Source organism: Parabacteroides sp. AF19-14 (assembly GCF_003635485.1).
Taxonomy (GTDB): domain Bacteria; phylum Bacteroidota; class Bacteroidia; order Bacteroidales; family Tannerellaceae; genus Parabacteroides; species Parabacteroides distasonis.
The window spans coordinates 28,588-51,649 of record NZ_QTMJ01000024.1 but is presented as its reverse complement, the minus strand read 5'-3'; the positions used below and the strand labels follow the sequence as shown (position 1 = coordinate 51,649).

The 23,062-nt window shown below is 48.3% G+C and carries 15 protein-coding genes; 3 read left to right on the top strand and 12 right to left on the bottom strand.

The genetic code is table 11. The features are described from left to right. Positions 1-5 precede the first annotated feature (5 nt). From DWX33_RS18785 to DWX33_RS18740, 10 genes are all read right to left on the bottom strand, one after another. Positions 6-329: a type II toxin-antitoxin system RelE/ParE family toxin gene (locus DWX33_RS18785; protein WP_008774025.1), complete on the bottom strand. Its 324-nt coding sequence runs from the start codon at positions 327-329 to the stop codon at positions 6-8. Then, entirely contained in the window at positions 308-574 is a 267-nt protein-coding gene (locus DWX33_RS18780) for a hypothetical protein (protein ID WP_122380851.1), read from the bottom strand. Before DWX33_RS18780 ends, DWX33_RS18785 begins: the two co-directional genes overlap by 22 nt. Positions 575-711: 137 nt before the next feature. Then, positions 712-2,898, bottom strand: a complete 2,187-nt coding sequence (locus tag DWX33_RS18775; RefSeq protein ID WP_122380850.1) for a glutamine synthetase III — start codon at positions 2,896-2,898, stop codon at positions 712-714. Positions 2,899-2,934: 36 nt separating this feature from the next. Then, positions 2,935-4,164, bottom strand: coding sequence for an LL-diaminopimelate aminotransferase (locus DWX33_RS18770; RefSeq protein ID WP_087345667.1), 1,230 nt, complete (start codon positions 4,162-4,164; stop codon positions 2,935-2,937). A gap of 56 nt (positions 4,165-4,220) precedes the next feature. Then, entirely contained in the window at positions 4,221-5,030 is an 810-nt protein-coding gene (gene dapF, locus DWX33_RS18765) for a diaminopimelate epimerase (protein WP_122380849.1), read from the bottom strand. A gap of 754 nt (positions 5,031-5,784) precedes the next feature. Beyond that, positions 5,785-7,506: a DUF6383 domain-containing protein gene (locus DWX33_RS18760; RefSeq protein ID WP_122380848.1), complete on the bottom strand. Its 1,722-nt coding sequence runs from the start codon at positions 7,504-7,506 to the stop codon at positions 5,785-5,787. Positions 7,507-7,628: 122 nt separating this feature from the next. After that, positions 7,629-9,293 carry an asparagine synthase B gene (gene asnB, locus DWX33_RS18755; protein ID WP_122380847.1) on the bottom strand — a complete coding sequence of 555 codons (1,665 nt, stop codon included), beginning with the start codon at positions 9,291-9,293 and terminating at the stop codon, positions 7,629-7,631. A gap of 26 nt (positions 9,294-9,319) precedes the next feature. Continuing rightward, entirely contained in the window at positions 9,320-10,744 is a 1,425-nt protein-coding gene (locus tag DWX33_RS18750; RefSeq protein ID WP_122380846.1) for a glutamate synthase subunit beta, read from the bottom strand. A gap of 25 nt (positions 10,745-10,769) precedes the next feature. Then, the gene (gene gltB, locus DWX33_RS18745) at positions 10,770-15,287 is read right to left on the bottom strand and encodes a glutamate synthase large subunit (RefSeq protein ID WP_122380845.1); all 4,518 of its coding nucleotides are present in this window, start codon (positions 15,285-15,287) and stop codon (positions 10,770-10,772) included. Between the two features lie 302 nt (positions 15,288-15,589). Beyond that, complete coding sequence (locus DWX33_RS18740; protein ID WP_122380844.1) at positions 15,590-16,861, bottom strand: DUF3843 family protein; 1,272 nt, start codon at positions 16,859-16,861, stop codon at positions 15,590-15,592. Between the two features lie 196 nt (positions 16,862-17,057). On the opposite strand from DWX33_RS18740, the gene DWX33_RS18735 reads away from it, so the two are divergent. The 3 genes from DWX33_RS18735 to DWX33_RS18725 all read left to right on the top strand — a co-directional run bounded on the left by DWX33_RS18735 (position 17,058) and on the right by DWX33_RS18725 (position 21,824). Then, positions 17,058-19,853, top strand: coding sequence for a TonB-dependent receptor (locus DWX33_RS18735; RefSeq protein WP_122380843.1), 2,796 nt, complete (start codon positions 17,058-17,060; stop codon positions 19,851-19,853). Between the two features lie 36 nt (positions 19,854-19,889). Then, a complete protein-coding gene (locus DWX33_RS18730; RefSeq protein ID WP_005866058.1) occupies positions 19,890-21,251 on the top strand; it encodes a hypothetical protein in 1,362 nt (453 codons plus the stop codon). A 102-nt stretch (positions 21,252-21,353) separates the two neighbouring features. Continuing rightward, positions 21,354-21,824, top strand: coding sequence for a toxin-antitoxin system YwqK family antitoxin (locus DWX33_RS18725; protein ID WP_122380842.1), 471 nt, complete (start codon positions 21,354-21,356; stop codon positions 21,822-21,824). 178 nt (positions 21,825-22,002) lie between these two features. Here DWX33_RS18725 and DWX33_RS18720 read toward each other — a convergent pair whose 3' ends face one another. Then, complete coding sequence (locus tag DWX33_RS18720; protein ID WP_005866061.1) at positions 22,003-22,431, bottom strand: RNA-binding S4 domain-containing protein; 429 nt, start codon at positions 22,429-22,431, stop codon at positions 22,003-22,005. Between the two features lie 20 nt (positions 22,432-22,451). Next, positions 22,452-23,015 (bottom strand): aminoacyl-tRNA hydrolase, encoded by a 564-nt coding sequence (gene pth, locus DWX33_RS18715; RefSeq protein WP_005861960.1) that lies wholly within the window; start codon positions 23,013-23,015, stop codon positions 22,452-22,454. Positions 23,016-23,062: the final 47 nt, after the last annotated feature.

Here is a 23,062-nt window from a genome sequence, read left to right as displayed (position 1 = left end):
ATTGTTTATCTGATAGATGTTCTTAATTTATCGGGGTTTTGACGACAGTCCCACAACAATACGATACGTATGGAACGTTTTCCTTCTTGGGTATATATAAGTTTATGATGTCCCTCGATCAAGGAGCGATATTCCTTGTCTCTATCGGCGAAAGTCTCTTCTATAGTACCAATAAGAGGATTGTTCTTTATCCGGATACAATTCTTCTCCAACTTATCGATAAAGTTGAGAGCAGCTTGTTTTCCAAAATGCTTTAAACAGTAGGCTATGGCTAAATCAGCTTGTCTTTTCGCACGGGGTGCCCAGATTACTTTAGCTTGTTTCTCCATGTCTCAAAGAATTGGTGCATATCATCCTCATTGATGCCTTTACCTTCTTCTAGCTCCTGTTCGGCTATATCTATTTCCCTATTGGCTTCTTTCAAACTGAATGAAATGGGAGATGTTGCATTCGCCTTGGACATAATTCGTTTCATATATTTCTCGATCTTTAGGACCGTTTCCATATCGTCTATTTTATTGAGATACCTCTCGATAAAGCTTTCTCTCCATTGTTGTAACTCTATTGTCGTCATATCAATTTCCCTCCTATATATTTATGCCCCAAAGGTATGTATTTTGTATGGGATAAAAAAGAAGGAGAGGCATACTTCGCAGCATCCTCCCCTTGTAAACACAAAACAATCAACAAAAAACTACTGTCTGAATAAGACTATCTGATGAATAAAAGCTCACGGTATTTCGGCAAGGTCCATATCTGGTCATCGACAACCAGTTCCAACTTGTCGATATGGTAACGGATGGCTTCCATCATCGGGACGATCCGGTCGTGGTAAGCGATCGCCTTCTCCCGCTCGCTCTCGATCTTGTTGGCTATCTTGCGGGCGTTGACCATCTCGTCCACTTTTTCCTTGATGAAGATCGTGCGGTTCGCTATATCCTCGATGATCTCCATGTTCTTGGAGGATAGATGGGCGGCTTTATCGGCGGGGAATAATTCACGCATCTTATATACGTTGTCGATCAAGGAAGACTGGTATTTGGTGGCCATCGGGATGATATGGTTCATTGTCAGGTCGCCTAATACACGGGCCTCGATCTGGATCTTCTTCGTGTACATCTCCCATTTGACCTCGTTGCGAGCCTCCAGCTCCTTGCGGGTCATGACTCCCGTGGACTCGAACATGCGGACGCTGCTATCTTTCAAATAAGCGTCGAAGATCAAAGGCACGCTGGTCTCGCAATCCAAGCCCCGGCGTGCGGCCTCGGCCTTCCATTCCTCGCTGTAGCCATTGCCGTCGAAATGGATCGCCTTGCATTCCTTGATATCCTTGCGGATTACCTCGATGATAGCGGCGAACTTATCCTTTCCGGCGGCAATCTTAGCGTCTACCTCGGCCTTGAACTGCCTCAACTGATCCGCTACAGCGGCGTTCAATACCAGCATGGCGGCGGCGCAGTTCGCAGAGGAACCTACGGCACGGAACTCGAAACGGTTGCCGGTGAAGGCGAAAGGGGAGGTACGGTTACGATCCGTGTTATCGATCAATAGCTCGGGGATACGGGCGATATCGAGTTTCATGCCTTGCTTTCCCGCTAGGTTGAAATCTTCCGTATCGCTGTTCTCCAGATGTTCCAATACCTTGGATAACTGTGTCCCTAAGAAGCTGGAGATAATCGCTGGGGGAGCCTCGTTCGCTCCCAGACGATGGGCGTTGGTTGCGCTGGAGATGCTGGCCTTCAGCAAGGCGTTGTGGGTGTACACGGCTTTCAGTACGTTGACCACGAAGGTGACGAAGCGCAGGTTGTCTTCCGGCGTCTTACCCGGTCCCATCAAAAGGATTCCGGTATCGGTTCCCAGCGACCAGTTATTGTGCTTGCCGGAACCGTTCACGCCTTTGAACGGTTTCTCGTGCAACAGGACACGGAACCCATGTTTGCGAGAGATCTTGCGCATCAAGGCCATGATCAGTAAGTTATGGTCATTGGCGAGGTTGCATTCCTCGAAAATGGGAGCCAGCTCGAATTGGTTCGGGGCGACCTCGTTATGGCGGGTCTTTACAGGAATGCCGAGCCTCAATGCCTCTACCTCGAGGTCTTTCATGAATTCCATGACACGGGTCGGGATGGCGCCGAAGTAATGATCCTCCAACTGCTGGTTCTTGGAGCTTTCATGTCCCATCAAGGTTCGGCCGGTCATCAACAGATCGGGACGTGCGGCGTACAGGCCCTCGTCTACTAGGAAGTATTCCTGTTCCCAGCCGAGGTAGGCGTATACTTTCTTCACGTCCGGGTTGAAATAGTGACAGACATCGACTGCCGCCTTGTTCACGGCTTCCAAGGCTTTCAGCAGGGGGGCTTTGTAGTCGAGGGACTCGCCCGTGTAAGCGATGAAGATCGTTGGGATGCATAGGGTGTCGCCTACGATAAAAGCGGGGGAGGAAGGGTCCCAAGCCGAGTAGCCACGGGCCTCGAACGTATTGCGGATACCGCCGTTCGGGAAACTGGAGGCGTCTGGCTCTTGCTGGATCAGTAGTTTGCCCTCGAATTCCTCAAGTACGCCGCCTTTGCCATCATGTTCGATGAAAGCGTCGTGCTTCTCGGCGGTACCTTCCGTCAAGGGGTGGAACCAGTGGGTGTAGTGGGTAGCGCCTTTTTCCATCGCCCATTTCTTCATGCCGGAGGCCACGGCGTTCGCTGTCTCACGGTCTAGCGGGCTACCGTTGTCGATGGAGTCCACTAGTCTCTCGTACGCTCTCTCTGGAAGATATTTGAACATCTTCTCACGGTTGAATACTAACTCACCGTAATACTCGGAAGGTCTCTCGGCGGGAGTGGTTAGCTCGGCCGCTTTCTTCTCGAACGCCGATTCTACGACTCTAAATCTTAACTTTGACATAATACCTGATGATTATTGTTGTTTATAGTAAATGACTTATCTTAGCCACTTCCTCAGCCTAGCCATGGCCTCTAGGGTGTCATCCCTGTCGCCGAAAGCGGTGAGGCGTAGATAACCTTCCCCGCTCGGCCCGAATCCCACTCCGGGGGTTCCGACTATCTTGACTTCATAAAGCAGTTTGTCAAAGAATTTCCATGAGGAGAGGCTGTCCGGGGTCTTTAGCCAGAGGTATGGGGCGTTATCGCCTCCGTACACCGTGAGACCGCAGTTTTGCAGGCCCTCTTTCATGATCTTCGCATTGGTCATATAATAATTGATAGTAGCTGTCACTTGCTGTTTCCCGGCGGTGGAATAAACCGCCTCCGCACCCCGTTGGGTTATGTAGCTGGTTCCGTTGAATTTCGTGCATTGGCGACGGTTCCATAATTTATTCAACTGTACCCGTTGCCCGTCCAGCGTGAAGGCGTTCAGCTCCTTCGGAACGACCGTGTATCCGCAACGTATCCCCGTGAACCCGGCGGTTTTAGAGAAGCTCCGGAATTCGATGGCTACCTTCTTCGCTCCTTTGATCTCGTAGATAGAGTGGGGGATATTCGGGTCCTGTATATAAGCTTCGTAAGCGGAGTCGTACATGATAAGCACGTCGTTGGCAAGGGCATAGTTTACCCATTTCTTCAATTCGTCCTTAGTCAAGGTCGTTCCGGTCGGGTTATTGGGATAGCAGAGGTAAAGGATGTCCACCCTGCGACTGGGCAGATCCGGTACGAAGTTGTTTTCCTCCGTGCAAGGGATGTATACGACATCGCTCCATTTCCCGTTTTCCAATACCCCGGTGCGTCCGCTCATTACGTTCGAGTCGATGTAGGCCGGATATACGGGGTCTGTCACCCCGATACTATTGTCGTGGCGGAGCATGTCACCTATATTTCCACAATCGCTTTTCGCCCCGTCGCTGATGAATACCTCGCTCGGTTCGATAAAGACTCCCCGGCTGGCATAATCGTTCTTGATGATAGCGTCGATTAGGAATGGATATCCCTGCTCGGGGCCATATCCGTGGAATGTATCCTTGCTCGCCATTTCTTCCACTGCTTTATGCATCGCCTCGATAACGGCGGGGGCAAGTGGTTGCGTAACGTCACCAATACCCATTCGAATGATCTTATCCTTGGGATGGGTAACCTTGAAGCTGTTTACCTTTTTCGCGATGTCGGAGAAAAGGTAATTGTTCTGTAGTTTCAGGAAATGTTCATTAATTAGTGCCATACTCAGTTCTTTTGTTTTTATGTTGTTGTTTTTGTTGTTTTGTCTTGTTCCCCGTGTCAGACTTTTATGAATCCCTCGAACACGTTGACCGCTCCGCCGGTCATAAAGACCTTACCGCTTCGCTCGTTCCACTCGATGGTTAAAGGGCCCCCATCCATGATGACCTTCGTCTTTCGCTTTGTCTTCCCACGTACGACCCCGGCCACGGCGGTGGCGCAAGCTCCGGTTCCGCAGGCTTGGGTGATGCCGGAACCTCGTTCCCACACCCTCATCCGTACCTCGTCCGGTTTTAGCACCTGCACGAACTCCACGTTTGTCCGGTCCGGAAAAAGCGGGAGGCATTCCAGTAACGGGCCTACGCTTGCCAGATCGACCTGGTCCATCTCGTCCACGAAGATAACCAAGTGAGGATTTCCCATAGAGATGACGGTGCCGGTGTAAATTTCTCCTCCAGCCTCAACCTCCAAGGCGATCTCGCCTACGGCAGGCATTCCCATATCTACCGTGACCTCGGTGACCTCTTCACGCTCTATTTTCAATTGTAGCTCTTTGATACCTGATAAGGTCTCTAAGGTAACCTTGTTCTTTTGCGTTAGGCCGGCCTCATAGACATATTTGCCAATACATCTGGATGCGTTTCCGCACATCATCGCCTCGGAGCCGTCCGCATTATAGATATGCATGCTGAAATCCGCGATGTCTGAAGAACCTATCAAGACCAAACCATCAGATCCTATGCCTGTGTGCGGCTTGCTCCATGCGATAGATAATTCCTCGGGGTTGTCTATCGGATAGACCATCGTGTTTACATAGATGTAATCATTTCCGGCACCGTGCATCTTTGTGAATCTGATTGATTTTGTCATTTTGATGATATTATTCTTTATATTATTTCTTTTTGTTTTATTGTAATGCAAATATATAACGTTTTGATAAGTATATAACAGGTGAGAGGCTCGAATGTTTTATAAATATGAGGTTTGTAATAGATTGAAGTTATAATATATGCTTTTAGTTATAAATGATAATTAGAAGTGTGTGTTTTGGTTTTATATCGTAATATATGCTTTGTGAATATGGGTTGCTGTAACTGTAAGTAAAAAAGCTATATATCTATCTATTTGCTTAAAATAAGTCTGTTTGTCTGACGAGCCTCTTTTTCAAGAAGCCTTAACTAGGGATAGATAATGGGTGAAAATACGTATTTAACCACTGATTTCTACGTAAAAGGTCATGTTTTGTCACACGAAAGGTCGCGTTGGGCGACGCAAGTAGTGGCGTTAGCCAATGCGATAGGTCGCGTAAGGCGATACATATAGTCGCGTTGGGCGATACAACCGTATGAAATGCCTCTTTTATCCGTATAAAAAACATGTTTTGACCCGTATAAATGTGAACTAGCATGAATTATTTTTCTAGAACAAAAGGTCGTATTTGGCTAATATATTACTAAACAATCATTTGCTAATATTTTTTCTCATATTTAGGGACGAGAAGTACATCTGGCCAGAAAAATCAACTCTCCGGGAGTTTGGTTTACAAATTGACAAAAAGAAAGGAGCTACTCGGTTTTGTTTCCGGATAGCTCCTTTTTTCAGATTAACTAATTATCTAGATAATTTATTTTACGAACTTAACAGTTGTCTTATGAGCAGATCTCAAGAGCTTAGACTGATCGATTGAGATCATATAAATGCCGTTCGGCATATTCGGAGTGCTGATGTATTGCTCATCGCTAGTGATGATACCCGTAGAAACAACTTTACCTACCATATTAACGATTACATAATTACCCTTACCATTCTTTACATAAAGACCGCTAGCGGTTGTAGATACCGTAACCTCTTGAACCTCGTCATTGATAGTCTCGTTATCGGTGATGATACCCATAGCGTCAGATGTAATATATAATGTCGCCATGCGGACATTTTCTTTAACGCCATCGCCATTAGGATCAACAGCAGGACTAAAGTCTACCGTAATCTTAGTATCATTTGTAGGAGCCGTAGCCTTGATATTCATGACTTTTTCTTTACTGCTTCCTTTCAAGAAGTTGATATCTACGATCATCTTTGTATCTTTTAAGCTCGTAGCTTCAACTTTTGTCGTTGCGTCGATTTCCATTACACGAATAATCTCTTCTTTTTTAGCTTCGTAAATAGAATCAATTGTAATAGTGTAATTGGTTTCTGCACTTGCTTTAAGATTACTAACGACACCATTAACAAGAGAGGACATAATAGAATTGATTGCTGTGCTCATTGTTGCTGGCATTGTAACGATCTGTTTAGACATTGGAGTCCAAGCTGTATTTACGTCAGCACGTACTGAATCTGTTGTCGTTAAAACTAGATTTGCTCCAGATACGCCAATTGTCGGAGTCAACTTCTTGTATCCTTTGATTTTGCTAGATGCGGCATCATATGAAGTCAAGACAATAGAATCTGCAGGCATGCCTGTTGTTGATTTCAAGTTTGCATATACGACAGCGTCACCCATTGGCAATTTTGCGTTAGGTGCTTGTAGAGGTTTACCGAATAAGCTAGCCTTGATAGTACTTTCTGTCATCAACTTTGTCATATCGAGAGATATTTGGAAGTTCGGGACTTGAGCTAACGTTGCAGCTAGACTACGTAAATTATCTTCTAAAGTAATCGTATAATCAATCGTACCAGAGCTATTTGCTGTTTCTGTTAGGCTTATCAATTTTCCATCTTTAAGCGGGAAATTAGGGATCATGCTACCCACGGTACCTAACCAACCTAATTTCAATTCTACGGATAAGCTGTTGAAAGGAAGAATGGTTCCTTTGTTCCCGGTCTTGATTAATACCGATAATAAATTTGTGGGTTTACCCGTTTCTGCGTCAACTAAAGCAGCTGCGGATACATCAATTTTCTCTGGTAAATCAATTTTTACGGATTGTCCGTTAAGTGAAACGTTATATTCTTTATAATCACTGAATGTCAGTTTTACGTCATTAACGATCCCTGCGATGAAATCACCCATTCCCGGTGCTATCGCAGAAAAATCCATAGAACTAAGATCCAATTTTAAACTATCAGGAGTAACCGAGATTGGATTTAATTGATCTGCACGTAGGCTTGATACTTGAGGCAAAAATAAAGGGGAATTAATTATGCTTTCGATATTAGGATTTGTGAGAGACATGAAATCAACTCCACTAATTTGCTTTACTTGATCAAAAACGGCAGGAACAATAACTTTAACAACAGCAGCCTTTTCTTTATCTGTTAATTGTTTTTGTTGTTGTGCCATCACTGGGGTGGTAGCCATGAATGTAGCGGCTGCCAAACTAATGCATGTAAAGATTTTCTTCATATAAATTTGTTTTAAAGTGTTTTATGACTCTAGCTGGCAAAGTTATTATAAAAATTAAATGCACCAGCGTTTATTATTCATAAAAGTTGGTGCATTTTGCTACTAAAGAAAAGAAATATTCGTCAATAAGCGGATTCATGTACGCCTTTTATGGCCCTGCCGCTTGGCTCGTTCATATTTTTGAAAGCCGAGTCCCAAGCTAAAGCCTCTGCGGTAGAACACGCTACGCTAGGAATGGAAGGTACGCTTCTCGCCGCGCTTTCGCTGGGGAAATGCTCTTCAAAGATGGAGCGGTAATAATACTCTTCCTTGTTTTGGGGCGGATTGATCGGGAATCGTTTGGCGGCATTCGCCATCTCTTCATCAGTGACCGACTCGGAGGTTATTTTCTTTAATGTATCGATCCAGCCATAGCCTACCCCATCCGAGAATTGCTCTTTTTGCCGCCAAGCGATCTCCTTGGGCAAGCTGTCGGAAAATGCTTCTCGAAGTATCTTCTTCTCGATGGTCGTACCCGGGCACATCTTTACCACCGGATTCAGACGCATGGCCACATCAAGAAACTCTTTATCCAAGAACGGCACTCGTCCTTCTACGCCCCATGCGCAAAGGCTTTTGTTCGCGCGCAAGCAATCATATAAATACAGTTTGCTTAATTTACGCAGGGTCTCTTCATGGAAAGCCTGTGCGTTCGGGGCCTTATGGAAATATAAATATCCCCCGAATACCTCATCCGCACCCTCGCCGCTTAGTACCATCTTGATACCCATGCTCCGGATCACACGGGCCAGTAAATACATGGGGGTGGAGGCTCGGACGGTAGTGACATCATAGGTCTCTATATGATAAATGACATCTCGTAAAGCGTCCAATCCTTCTTGTATCGTATAATGGATCTCATGATGAACCGTACCGATCGCATCCGCTACTTTACGGGCGGAGATCAAGTCCGGGGCATCTTTCAATCCGATGGCGAACGAGTGGAGTTGAGGCCACCATGCGTCCGCTTTCCCATTGGTCTCGATGCGTTTCGCCGCGTATTTCTTGGCGATAGCAGAGGTGATGGAGGAATCCAAACCTCCGGATAGAAGGACGCCGTAAGGGACATCGCTCATCAGTTGGCGTTTGACGGCGGCTTCCAGCGCATCGTGAAGTTGTTGTTCGTCGGTCGGATTATCTTTCACGTTGGCGTAATCCATCCAGTCACGGGTGTACCATCTCGTGAGTTTACGGTCTTCGCTATAGAAATAATGACCGGGGAGGAACGGCTCGTAATGAGTGGCGAAGCCTTCAAGTCCTTTTAACTCGGAAGATACCATCAAGTGTCCCTCGTCATCGTATCCGATGTAGAGCGGGATCACGCCGATCGGGTCACGGGCGATCAAGTAAACCTCTTTCTCCTCGTCATAGAGAGCGAAGGCGAAAATACCGTTGAGATCCTCGATGAAATCAATCCCTTTCTTCTTGTATAAGGCGAGGATCACCTCGCAATCGGAGCCGGTTTGGAACTCGTAATCGCCTTTTAACCGTTCTCGTAATTCCTGATGGTTGTAGATCTCTCCGTTGACGCAGAGGATGAGTTTCCCGTCGGGGCTGACCAAAGGCTGTCCTCCGGAGGCGGGGTCTACGATGGAAAGGCGTTCATGGGCCAAGATAGCGGTTTTGCCTTGGTAGATACCACTCCAGTCCGGCCCCCGGTGACGGATTCGTTTACTCATTAATAACGCTTGTTTACGCAGGGCTTGCGCTCCGTCGTGTATATTGAATATCGCTGTTATACCACACATGATCATTAAAAATTGAGAGTTGAAAATTAGTTGGTTTGTAAGAAACGGTCGATGGATCGGGCGACATTACGGCCGGAGGCCATCGCTTTTACGACTAGGCTCGCTCCGCTGACAGCGTCTCCGCAGGCAAATAGGTTGCTGTTGGCGGTATATCCGGCGTTGTCTACGGCGATGTTATCGCGGTTGTCGGTAGCCAATCGCAGTTCTTTGATCAATCCTTCTTGTACCGGATGCAGGAAGCCCATGGCGAGGAAAACCAGATCGGCCTCGATGATCTCTTTCTTGCCGGTCAGCCTCATCTGCGGACGGCCTCCGTCTGGGGAGGGAACCCATTCGACTTCTTCTACCTCAACCCCTATCAGGTTGTTTTTCTCTCCGATAAAACGGTTAGAGGTTAGGTTCCACCGGCGGATACAACCTTCCTCATGGCTGCTGCTGGTTTTCAGTACTTGGGGATACATGGGCCAAGGTGTCGCCGGATTCTGTCCGACGGGTGGCTGGGGCATGATCTCGATCTGGGTGACACAGGCCGCCCCATGACGGTTCGCTGTCCCTACACAATCGCTACCCGTATCACCTCCGCCAATCACTAAGACTTTCTTGCCTTTGCAATTGATCTGGCTTTTGGGCGGGATGGGGATGCCTTCTAAGATCCGGTTCTGCTGGCTTAATAACTCCAAGGCGAAATGTACGCCTCTTAAATGACGTCCCTCGATAGATAGATCCCGGGGAACCTCGGCGCCGATCGCTACGCAAACAGCGTCGAAATCTTTCACTACATCTTTCGCTAATATCTCTTTGCCGACCATCGTGTTTACACGGAAAAGAATCCCTTCTTGCTCCATGATACGGATACGGCGATCGATAATGTGCTTGCCTAGCTTGAAATTGGGGATGCCGAAGCGTAGCAAGCCACCCGGTAACTCATCTTTCTCGAATACGGTGACTTCATATCCTTTCCGGTTCAATTGGTTCGCCGCGGTCAATCCGGCGGGACCGCTACCGATCACGGCTACCTTTTTCCCGTTGCGTACCGGTTGGATAGGCTGTACGTATCCTTCCCGGAAAGCGGCTTCCACGATAGCCGCCTCATTCTCACGGATCGTGACAGGTTCGTCGCAACTAAGTTTCAGTATGCAGCTTTTCTCGCAGAGGGCGGGGCAGACACGTCCCGTGAACTCCGGGAAATCGTCGGTCTGCTCCAATACGTGATATGCCTCTTTGTAACGGCCTTTGTATAACAAATCTTGCCATTCAGGTTGCTTGTTACCCAGCGGGCAGGCCCAGTGGCAGAAGGGTACGCCACAATCCATGCAGCGGGAGGCCTGCGTACGGCGGTCGCCGCTGTTTAAGGTCTGTTCTACCTCGCTGAAATCATCTATACGTTCGTGGACGGGACGATAGCCCGCCTCTTGCCTATGTATCGTTAGAAATGCTTTTGGGTTTCCCATTGTCTTCTTGTTTTTGTGTAAATATTTAGTAGTCTTTCTGCATCTCCGCGATCTTGCGTTGGAGCTTGCGCATCTGTTCCTCTTGGAGGACTTTCTTGTATTCGATCGGGACGATCTGGATGAACTCATCCACGTACTTGTTCCAGTTATCGAGCATTAATCCGGCTAGATGGCTGCCGGTATGATGATAATGCTTGCGGATCAATTCATGAAGTTCCTTCCGTGAGGTGCTATCCTCGATCAAGGAAAGCTCTACCGTTTCCATGTTGCAATAGTAATCGAAATCACCATTCTTGTTCCACACGTAAGCGACACCACCGCTCATTCCGGCGGCGAAGTTCCGGCCTGTATTGCCTAAGACGACAACCCGGCCTCCGGTCATGTACTCGCAACAATGGTCGCCTACACCTTCCACGACGGCGATCGCCCCGGAGTTTCGCACGCAGAAACGTTCCCCGACCCGGCCGTTGATATAGACCTCACCGCTGGTAGCCCCATATAATAAGGTATTACCGGCTATCGTATTGTCTTCCGCTATAAAGGTGGAGCGTATCGGAGGCATTAAACTAATGTGTCCGCCACTCAATCCTTTTCCGAGATAGTCGTTCGCCTCGCCTTCCAACCGGAAATGTACGCCGTGGGCCAGAAAGGCTCCGAAGCTCTGGCCCGCCGCCCCCTTGAACTTGATATGTAGGGTGTTCTCCGGTAATCCGACGTTCCCATACCGCTTGGCGATCTCGCCGGAAAGCATGGCTCCTACGGAACGATCGGTGTTGGCTATCGCGTAATCCAACGATACTTCCTGTCCGGATTCGATGGCGGCCTTCGCGTGACGGATGATATCCACATCTTTCACGTTGTCGATCGCATGGAGTTGACGGGTGACATGATGGATGGCCTGCGTGGCGGCTTGTTCCGGTAGATGGATCAAGCGGCTGAAATCCAGTAGATCATGTTTCTCGATATGATCGGAAGGTTTACGCATGAGTAAGTCCGTACGGCCAATGATATCGTCTAGTTTCGTATAGCCTAGCTCTGCCAGATATTCCCGAACTTCACGGGCGAGGAAGGTGAAGAAATTCACCAAATATTCGTGTCGGCCATGAAAGCGTTTACGTAATTCCTCATCTTGGGTAGCGACACCTACCGGACACGTGTTCATATGGCATTTACGCATCATCACACAGCCTAAGACGATCAAGGCGGAGGTGGCGAATCCAAACTCCTCGGCACCCAGCATCGCCATCAATACGATATCCCGTCCGGTTTTCAATTGTCCGTCTGTTTGCAAGCGGACTTGTCCCCGGAGGCCGTTCATCACGAGCGTCTGTTGAGTCTCGGATAGTCCTAGCTCGGGTGGGATTCCGGCGTAACGGATAGAGCTTATCGGGGAAGCCCCCGTTCCTCCTTCTGCCCCGGAGATCACGATCCGGTCCGCTTTTGCCTTGGCTACGCCGGCGGCGATGGTTCCCACGCCACTCTCGGATACGAGTTTCACACTGATCTCGGCTTGAGGGTTCACGTTCTTCAGATCGAAGATCAATTGCGCCAAGTCCTCGATCGAGTAAATATCGTGGTGAGGTGGGGGAGAGATCAGAGAGATACCCGGGATCGAGTGACGGGTTCTCGCTATGATATCGTTCACCTTATAGCCGGGAAGCTGTCCTCCTTCGCCCGGTTTCGCTCCTTGGGCGACCTTGATCTGGATCTCGTCGGCGTTTACCAGATATTCCGTGGTCACGCCGAAGCGTCCGGAGGCTACTTGCTTGATGGCGGAGCGGAGCGATAACCCGTCCTCACGGGGGATGAAACGGGCCGAGTCCTCACCACCCTCGCCCGTGTTACTGCGTCCGTGTATCTTGTTCATGGCTATAGCTATCGTCTCGTGCGCTTCCCGGCTGATAGAACCGAAGCTCATCGCTCCCGTGACAAAGCGACGCATGATCGCTTCTTCCGGCTCTACCTGCTCCAAGGGGATCGGGGTGCGTTGTTTGAAGGTCAGGAAGTCACGCAAGAATATGGGGCTTTCCTTCTCATCAACCACATGGGAATATTCCTTGAATTTCTTGTAGCTCCCCAAGCGGGTAGCCAGTTGAAGCATGGAAATGGTATCCGGGTTCCAAGCGTGTTTCTCGCCATCCTTGCGGAAGGAATAAATGCCTTTATGTTCCAATAAAGAATCCGTGGGGTGGGAGAATGCGTCATTGTGCATGGCGATCGCATCTGCCGCTATCTCTTCCAAGCGGATACCACCGATGTTGCTGGTGGTTCCCCCGAAGTAAGTATCTGCCAGATCCCGGCTTAGGCCGATCGCCTCGAAAAGCTTCGCTCCTCGGTAACTGCGGATCGTGCTGATCCCCATCTTGCTCATAACCTTGAATAAACCCTTGCAAATGGCTTTTACGTAATTCTTCTCGGCAGTCTCGTAATTCAATTGTATCTCTTGCCTGTCTACTAGATCATCCAAGATAGCGAAAGCCATATAGGGGTTGATGGCACTGGCTCCGTAGCCTAGTAAGAGGGCGGCGTGCATTACCTCACGCATCTCGCCGGTTTCCACTACCAGCGCTGTTTGCACCCTTTTCTGCACGGAGATCAGATGGTGATGCACGGCGCTTACCGCTAACAGGGAGGGGATCACCGCTTTTTTCTCATCTACGTTCCTGTCGCTTAAAATGATGTAGTTAACGCCGTCGGTGACGGATTGCTCCGCTTGTTTACATAATTCGTCCAAGGCGGCTTTCAGTCCTGCGCATCCTTTCTCTGCGTCAAACAAAGTGGGGAGCTTAACACTTTTAAAGCCCTTATACCGGATGTTACACAGGAGATCCAGTTGTGTATTGGTCAAGATCGGATGGTTCAGCCGAACCATTTTACAGTGGCTCTCGGTTGGAACTAAGATATTGCTTCCCACGGCCCCGATATACTCGGTCAGGCTCATGACGAGTTCCTCGCGGATCGGGTCGATCGGCGGGTTGGTTACTTGGGCGAATTGTTGGCGGAAATAATTATAGAGGATTTGCGGACGGGCGGATAATACGGCCTGTGGCGTATCGTTGCCCATGGAGCCGACCGGTTCCGCCCCTCCCGTGCACATCGGTACGATGATACGTTCGATATCCTCACGGCTGTATCCGAACGTACGCAGTAGCTTGTCGTATTTCTCTACCTTATGAGGAATCTTACGGCCGGATTTCAACTCGTCCAATTCCACCCGATTTTTCTCCAGCCAAGTACGGTAGGGCTGGGCGTTCGCCAGTTGTTCCTTCAGCTCGCTATCGTAATAAATCTCGCCTTTCTCGGTATCGATGAGTAAGATCTTTCCGGGTTGCAGACGGCCTTTTTCCTTGATCTCGTTAGGCTCGAAATCCATGACGCCGACTTCGGAGGCCACGACCATCATGTCATGTTTCGTGATCAGGTAACGGGCGGGGCGGAGACCGTTACGGTCTAGCATGCCTCCGGCGTAGCGTCCGTCGCTAAAGAGCAGGGCGGCAGGCCCGTCCCACGGTTCCATCAAGATGGAGTGATATTCGTAGAAAGCCTTTAGGTCTTCGGAGATCGGGTTCTTCTCGTTGAAACTCTCCGGTACCAGCATCGCCATGGCATGCGGCAGGCTCATTCCGGAGGCCACGAAGAATTCCAATACGTTATCCAGTGAGGCACTGTCACTCATGCCCGGCTGGATGATCGGGCGTATATCGTTGATATCCGGGATTCTGGGGGAGGAGAGTACGCTCTCCCGGGCCTCCATCCATCCCCGGTTGCCTCGTATCGTGTTGATTTCCCCGTTATGTGCCAGTAGGCGGAAAGGTTGCGCCAGACTCCAAGTGGGGAAGGTGTTGGTGCTGAAACGTGAGTGTACCAAGGCCAGTCCGCTAGTGAAATAAGGTTGCGTCAGGTCCGGAAAGTAATGGCGTAGCTGCATGGATTCCAGCATGCCTTTGTAAACGATGTTTTTGGTGGAAAGAGACGCTATATAGAAATCATCCTTGGCCGGAAGGTCGGTGGCCGATACCCTTTTCTCGACCCGCTTACGTATGAGGTATAGCTTTAGTTCCAGCTCTTGCTGATCGTTGCAGCCGATGATGAATATCTGCTTGATATCTGGTTCGGTCGCTTGTGCGTCCTTTCCCAAGATTTCCGTATGAACGGGAACTTTGCGTAAGTGCATCAAGGTTAATCCCTCTTTCTCGATCTCCTCGATGAGGATACTGAGGATGCTTGCTTGCTGTTCCTCGTCTTTGGGGAGGAAGATTAGTCCGGTGCCATATTTGCCTTTCTCTGGAACCGGAATTCCTTGCAGGAGGATGAACTCATGAGGGATCTGTAATAAGATTCCCGCTCCGTCACCCGTTTTGTTATCGGCTCCCTCAGCGCCTCGATGCCTCATGTTCTCTAGTACCTTAAGGGCTGATTCGATGATGTCGTGCGATTTCTCGCCGTGGATATTTACTAACATTCCTACTCCACAAGCGTCATGTTCATAAGACGGGTCGTATAATCCTTGTCTGCTATTAAAATGATTTCTGTTTGTTTTCATTTGTTGACCTTATGTTTGCGTATAAATGATTATTGCGTCAATTTGTTTCGCAAATATAGGTATTAATGGCATAATGTGATTGCTTGTAGGAGCGAAAGAACGGAGAAAAGATAAGAATATCTTATCTGATGTTTCTATTTGTAAGTATTTATTGGGTTTATTCTTTTTATTTGAAAGATATTTGGCTGGTTAGTTTTCTAAATGAAAGACAAACTAAAAAAGAAGCACCGTCACGTTTTGCGACAGTGCTTCTTTTTCTCCGGAAGCGCTGTCACGGATTGTGATGTCGCTTCCTATCTGTTTTATCTATCGGGATATTCTCGGATGAAATAGCGGGATAGGAATTTCCAATTATCTTGTATGATCGCCTTGCCACGTTCCGGGCTGGTAAGGCTTTTCGTTTGTGCGTCGGCCAACATGCCTCGGTCTACCAGCTCTTTCAGGAAGTAAACGCCGCAATGTTTCACGATGAAGAAAGAGAGCGCTTGCTTGGCGGCACGGTTGGCGTCGTAGAAGGGATTGTTCTCATCCTTGATCAGCTCCACGTCACGGGTAATGACTTGGGCGCCTTCCTCGGGCGTGGCGTAGATCGCCAGTTTCTTGCTTTGCCAGTCTTCGGGAAGATGGAAGTTCTCGGCGGGGATAAGGCCGGAAGTCTCCGTGATAAATGTTTGTGCATCTTCGGTCTTGTCGAAATAGAGAAGCAGTTTGTCACCTGCGGCTTTGCGGAAAGTCTCGTATTGTTGGCGGTTTTCCTCCAGCATATCGTCGGGCAGGGTGGCTACAGACTCGTCGGCGGTGTTCTGAAATACCGCATGGTCGGGATGCTCGGCGGGCAATATCTTTGCCAGCCATTGCGGGGAGGTCAGACCTAGCAAGGAGGTCTTGCTGGTGTAGGCCATCATGCCGTGGCTGTTGACGAGCAGGTTGTTAAGCTGCTCTTGGTTGAGGTCGGGCTGCTCCTTCCAGCGGTCGTGGGCGAAGTCGCTCAGTTCCCGGGCCGACTCAGGCAGGATATAGGATTCGTAATGGAACCATTGCAATAGACGGTCGTAATCCTCTTGCCGCTCGTAGCGGGTATCAAGGGCGAAAAGCTTGGCCATGCGGGTATTCTCCGGCGCCGTGGTCCACTCTTTGCAGAACAGGTCGTAGATAAGCATGCCGGTGGATTCGTTGGCAGGGTTGTCCGGACTGACGAAAGTGCCTTTACGATAGCCGTGATACTGCTGGGTATAATGCCAAAGGAGGAAGCGCACGTCCTCAAGGTTCACCTCATCGTCGTAATAATGATCGTCCGGAGTGTAGAAGGGGAGGTATTTGCCGTATAGCTCCTTATGGGTAAGGATGAAGGCACGCCAAATCCCCATGCCGGAGATCACGTCCTCGAAGTAGGCGGCCATGCGGATACAGATCTGCTTTGTTTCCTCGCCCTCGAAGGAGTTTACCAACTCGGTCTTCTCCATGATATCGTAGATACGGTTCGCTATTCCGGTATAATAGGAATCCACGGGAGTGCTTTGTTTATAGGGATGCAACTGCAACCAGTCTTTCGGGAAAATTTTAATGTTCTTCATGTTATTAAATGTCTTTATGCATTCAGGAGTGCAAATGTAGTAAAAATACGTTAGCTATGTCAAACGATAAGGAAAAGTTGCGGTCTTAAAAATGTAACATTTGTTGTCTTCATTGTTATCGGATCTAAACATCTTTGAAATACCGCCCCTGTACTTTTGCGTCGAAATCAAAGATGAAATAATAAGTAGTAAGATAATGGGAAAGAGTTTAAGGGGCAAAAGATTGAAAAGGTTAGGGCTTTTCTGGGTGGGAGTTTTCCTGTCATTCTCTCTATGGGCACAAACAGGGGTTATCTGCGGGACGGTTACGGACGCAAAGATGAAAGAACCGCTGATCGGCGCCTCGGTCGTGATCGAGGGGACTACGGTTGGCGCTATCACGGATATAGACGGTAATTTCCGTATCGAGAACGTGAGACCAGGTACTTATACGGTAGCCGCCTCTTACGTGTCGTACCAAACGCAAACGGTAAAGGATGTTCCGGTAGTCGCACGCCAAGAGGCGGTATTGAACATCGAGCTTTCCGACGCTAACCTCCAATTACAGAACGTGGTCGTAGTGGCCCAACGGAAACTGGGAACCGAGATGGCCGTATTAAATACCGTACGCAAGAGCCTTCCGGTCGTGAACGGCATTTCCGCCCAACAAATCAGCAAGACGCAGGATAGCGATGCCGCCGAGGTACTACGCCGTATCCCGGGGATCACGATCGTGGACGACCGTTTCATCGTGGTCCGGGGTCTGGCGCAACGTTATAATAATGTATGGCTGAACAACGCCACGACCCCTTCCAGCGAGACGGATAGCCGTGCCTTCTCGTTCGATGTGCTTCCCTCTTCCTTGATCGATAACATGATGATATACAAGAGCCCCTCGGCGGAATTGCCTGCGGATTTCTCCGGAGGTTTCGTGCGGGTGCTGACAAAGAATATTCCCGAGGGTAATACGCTCAACGTCTCCTATCAAGTCGGGTTTAATACAAACTCCGCTTTCCGAGATTTCCAACTGACGAAAGGTTCCGCCTTGGATTATCTGGGCTTTGGCGCTGGCTCCCGAGTGTTACCCTCGAACGCCCCATCTCATTTGAACGACATATCGGCAGCGGATGCGGCGGCGTTTACGAAGCTGGTGAATACGGGATGGAACGTGTGTCATTTCACGGCGATGCCGGAACAGAAACTGACGTTCACGATGAATCGTACCTTTGATATCGGTGACATGAAGATCGGTAATATCACCAGTGTGAACTATAGCACGGGCTATGATTATTACGAGATGAAAAACAACAACTACCTCTCGTACGACATGGCCAAGGATCAATCCTCATACCGTTACCGCTACGATGATGTACAATATAAGAATACGACAAAACTAGGAGCCTTGTTCAACTGGTCGTTGATGAAGGGAACGAGCAAATATGAGTTCAGGAATTTCTTCAACCAGCGTGGAACCTCTTCCTTATCGCAACGAGAGGGAACGGATTTCTACTCCGACCAAAATATCCGGAAATGGGAATCCCTTTATACCGGACGCACTACCTATTCCGGCCAGCTAAGCGGGGAGCATAAATTGAGAGAAGATATGAATAAACTGGATTGGACGTTAGGTTATGCTTTCGCCGCTTACAAGGAACCGGATCGCAAGGTGGTAAAATCTTTGGAGAGTACGACGGATGGTGACTCTCGTTATTACGTGTCCGACCCGACTCGTTATTATCAAGACTTGAAAGATAACAGCGCTTCCGCCGCCTTGAATTACGAGCATAAGTTCGCCGTCTCGGAGATGTTTACCCCTGTCTTGAACACGGGGGTATATGGAGAGTTTAAGAAACGTAACTTTGATGCCCGTCGTTTTGTCTATAATATGCTGGGAAGTGGTTATGACCGTTTTGCCGAATGGGACTACAGCTCGGTCTTCTCGGACGCAAATATATCGACCGATCGTATCTATATGAAAGAGAGTACGAACAAGAGCGACTCTTATACTTCCGATAATCTGCTGGGTGCCGCTTACGTAGCCGCTAAACTGAACTGGGGAGAGAGGCTGAATGCGAACGTAGGTGTACGTATGGAGTACTATCAATTGAAATTAGATGGTTATGAGTCGGACGGTATAAAACCGGTGCATCTGGATCAGAACGCTACGGATTTCTTTCCTTCCGTCAACATCGCTTATAATTTGAATGAGAAGCACCAAGTACGCTTGGCTTATGGACGTTCCGTGAATAGGGCGGAGTTCCGGGAGATCGTACCTTACGTATATTATGATTTCGCCTTAGATGCGAATATCACGGGTAACGTAAACTTGAAGAACGCTTATGCGAATAATATGGATCTGCGTTATGAATTTTACCCGGCTCCGGGTGAGACGGTGACGATCGGCGGTTTCTACAAACGGTTCGATAATCCGATCGAGCAAACCTATATGGAAGCGGGTTCCGGATTGCAGTACACATACCACAACGCCGATCATGCGAATGCTTTCGGCGTGGAGCTGGATATCAAGAAGAATCTGGACTTTATCGGTCTGAAAGGCTTGAGCTTCGTATTCAACGGGGCTTATATCCATAGTAGGGTGTATTTCGCCGAGGGCTCTTTCGAGCGGGATCGTGCGATGCAGGGGCAATCCCCTTACTTGATCAATACGGGCTTATTCTATCAGAATGACAACGCAGGAATCTCAGCCTCCGCCTTGTATAACCGGATTGGCAAGCGTATTGAGACGGTAGGCGTACCGAAGCAGAACCCGAACGATGATATTCCCGATATCTATGAGATACCCCGTAACTCCTTGGACTTGAGTTTCTCGAAGAAGATCGGTAAATACGTGGAGGTCAAGGGAGGCGTAAAAGATCTATTGAACTCAAAAGTAGAATATAAACAATTCCTAGAGTTAACAGAGGCTTCCGGAGAGAAACGGGAGGTTGAGCAATTAATCCGTAGCTATCGTCCGGGTGTGACCGTGAATCTAGGTGTAGCCGTGAAGTTTTAATTTGAATTCACTCATATAAACTAAATTCGTTTACTTATGAACAAGTTATTATTAAAAGGTGTGGCCGCCGCTTTCTGTATGGCCACGATGTTTGGAACAACCGCTTGTGGCGACGATGATGATCTCGTAAATGTAGAGCCGCCTGTAGAGGAAACTCAAGATGTTATATTGGAAGGTGAGATTACCTCGGATATGACCTTGAAGGCTGCTGATAACAACCTGTTGAGAGGTTTCGTATATGTGACGGATGGCGTGACCTTGACGATCGAGCCGGGAACGGTAATCAAGGGGGAGAAATCGTCTAAAGGCTCCTTGATCGTCGAGCGTGGCGGAAAGCTCATCGCCGAGGGTACGGCGGAGAAACCGATCGTGTTCACTTCCGACCAACCGAAAGCTTCTCGTACCTATGGTGATTGGGGTGGCTTGATTCTTTGTGGCAAGTCTATCGTGAATAATACGGCTGGCGAGGCTCAGATAGAGGGCGGTCCTCGTTCTTACTACGGTGGAAAGGATCCGGAAGATAACTCCGGTATCGTGAAATATGTCCGTATCGAGTTCGCCGGTTATCCATTGGAGCCAAATAAGGAGATCAATGGTTTGACTTGCGGTGGTGTTGGCCGTGGCACTACGATCGAATACGTGCAGGTCTCTTTCTGTGGCGACGACTCATTCGAGTGGTTTGGCGGTACGGTAAACGCAAAACACCTGATTGCTTACAAAGGTTGGGATGATGAGTTTGATACGGACTATGGATTCCAAGGTAAATTGCAGTTCTTGTTAGGCGTTCGCGACCCGAAGCACGCTGATACGTCCAAGTCCAATGGCTTCGAGTCTGATAACGACGCTGATGGTTCCAATAATACTCCACTTACCACTCCGGTCTTTTCTAACGTGACCTTGATCGGTCCGTTCTATGGTGAATCAGCTGGTAAAACGGAAAATGATATCTTTTATGTTACGGAAGACGCGGCTAATGGCGCTAAGGGTGGATCATTCCAAGCCGCTATGCACATCCGCCGTAACTCTTCCTTGAATGTGTATAACTCGATTTTCGTGGGTTGGCCATACGGTTTGTATCTGCAAAACGCAAATGTGGGTGCGGTTGTTAAGAATGTGATCTTCGCCGGTATGTGGGAGAATTTCAAGGATGAAACTAGCCAAAATTACTTTCAGACAGCAGACTTGAGCAACCTTACTTACGCTTCCAGCAATGATATCATCGCTAAAGATGGTGACTATACATCGATCGTAGCGGATAAGATTGACGGAGCGGATTTCTCTGATACGGCTTTGAACGACGCTTTCTTCGAGAAGGTATCTTATAAGGGAGCTTTTGATGGCAAGAATGACTGGGCCGCTAACTGGACCAACTTCGATCCGAATAACACTGAATATTAATTTAGCTTGACTTTGAATAGGCTGTGAATTTGTTTGGGGCACTGAGGTATCCGGAAAGATCCCTCGGTGTCTTTTCGCATATAATTTAGATAAGAATGTATCATGAATAAAAAGCTATTGTTATTTTCTGCTTTTATGGCGGGGGCCTCCTTGACCGTGCAGGCGCAAGACTTGGTATTGAGCGAGGGGCAGTACTATACCGATGAGACACAAACCACCCCGTATACGGGCCGCTATACGGAATTCTATGAGGATGGCATGCTCAAGATGGAGCTGTACCTGAAGGACGGCCGTCCCGAGGGAACCTATGTGATCTATTATCCGGATGGCAAGATCGCCGAGGTGCGTTCCTATTATCATGGGATCTTTCACGGAGAATGGCGTACATATAATGAGAACGGCCAGCTGATCGGCCTGGCTTCTTATAAGGAAGGGCAAAAGGACGGCCCTTGGCGTATCTGGAGCGATAAGGGAAATTTGTTGTATGAGATGTTTTATACGGCAGGGAAGAAATCTGGTGTCTGGCGTAGCTGGGATGAGGAGGGGAATCTGCTTTCCGAGGAGAATCAATAGGGATAATTGCCGTTTACATACCGTTGTAACGCCATTTACCTCTAATGGTAAATGTTTTTTCCTCTAGAGGTAAATGTCGTTACATCAGTATGTAAACAGTTTTACCTCTAGGTGAAAATACTTTTACTTCTTGATGAAAATATTGGTAAATGTAATTGAATGGAAATCAGCATGCTTACTACTCTTCCTCTTCTCCAAAGTCGAACTCGAAATCGAATCCGTCATCCATGAATTCCGGCTCAGTGAATTGCTCCAGTTCACGACGGTCTTTCTTGGTAGGACGTCCGAGACCTTTCGCACGGTTCACGAAACCGGAGATACGGTTCATCTCCAGAATCTCATACTGATCCGGGGTTGTCACGTTCTCCAAGTAATTCGGGACGAGCTTTGCGCCCACACGATTCTCGATCAATCCGATTACCTTAAAAGAGAAGGTGATCGGCGGTTTACGCACTTGGATCACATCGCCAACCTTGATCATGCGGGAAGGTTTGATCGTTACTCCACCTATCATGATACGCCCTTTCTTGCAAGCTTCCGCGGCTATCGTGCGGGTCTTAAAGATACGGGTCGCCCACATCCATTTATCGATACGTACCTCGTTCATATCTGTATTTTCAGTCTCTTTTATTTATTATTAAATTGATTCATCGTAATCTGGATGCCGGCGAGGCAGAAGCTCTTGATGATCTCTGTCGCACGATCCAATATCTCTGGCATCAATTGCAATTCCTCCGGGGGAAATTTCCCTAGCACGTAATCGATCTGTCCGCCCCGTGGGAAATCGCTGCCTATGCCGAAACGAAGGCGGGAATATTCCTGCGTATTCAATAACTGGGCGATATTCTTCAACCCGTTATGCCCGGCGTCGCTACCCTTTGGTTTCAGACGTAAGGTTCCGAATGGCAATGCCAGATCATCTACGACAATCAATAGATTTTCCACGGGAATGTTCTCTTTTTGTAACCAGTACCGAACGGCGTTGCCGCTGAGGTTCATAAAAGTATTCGGCTTTAGCACGATCAAGTCACAGTTTTTCACCCGTATGCGTGCGATTGCCCCGTATCGCTCCTCAGTGAAATTGCCTCCTACGCTCTCTACCAGATGGTTGACAACCCGGAAACCTATATTATGACGGGTTCCCCAATATTCGGAACCGATATTACCAAGTCCTGTTATCAAATATTTCATTATCCTCGAATCTATAAAAGAAAGGGAAGAACATTCTATGAATATCC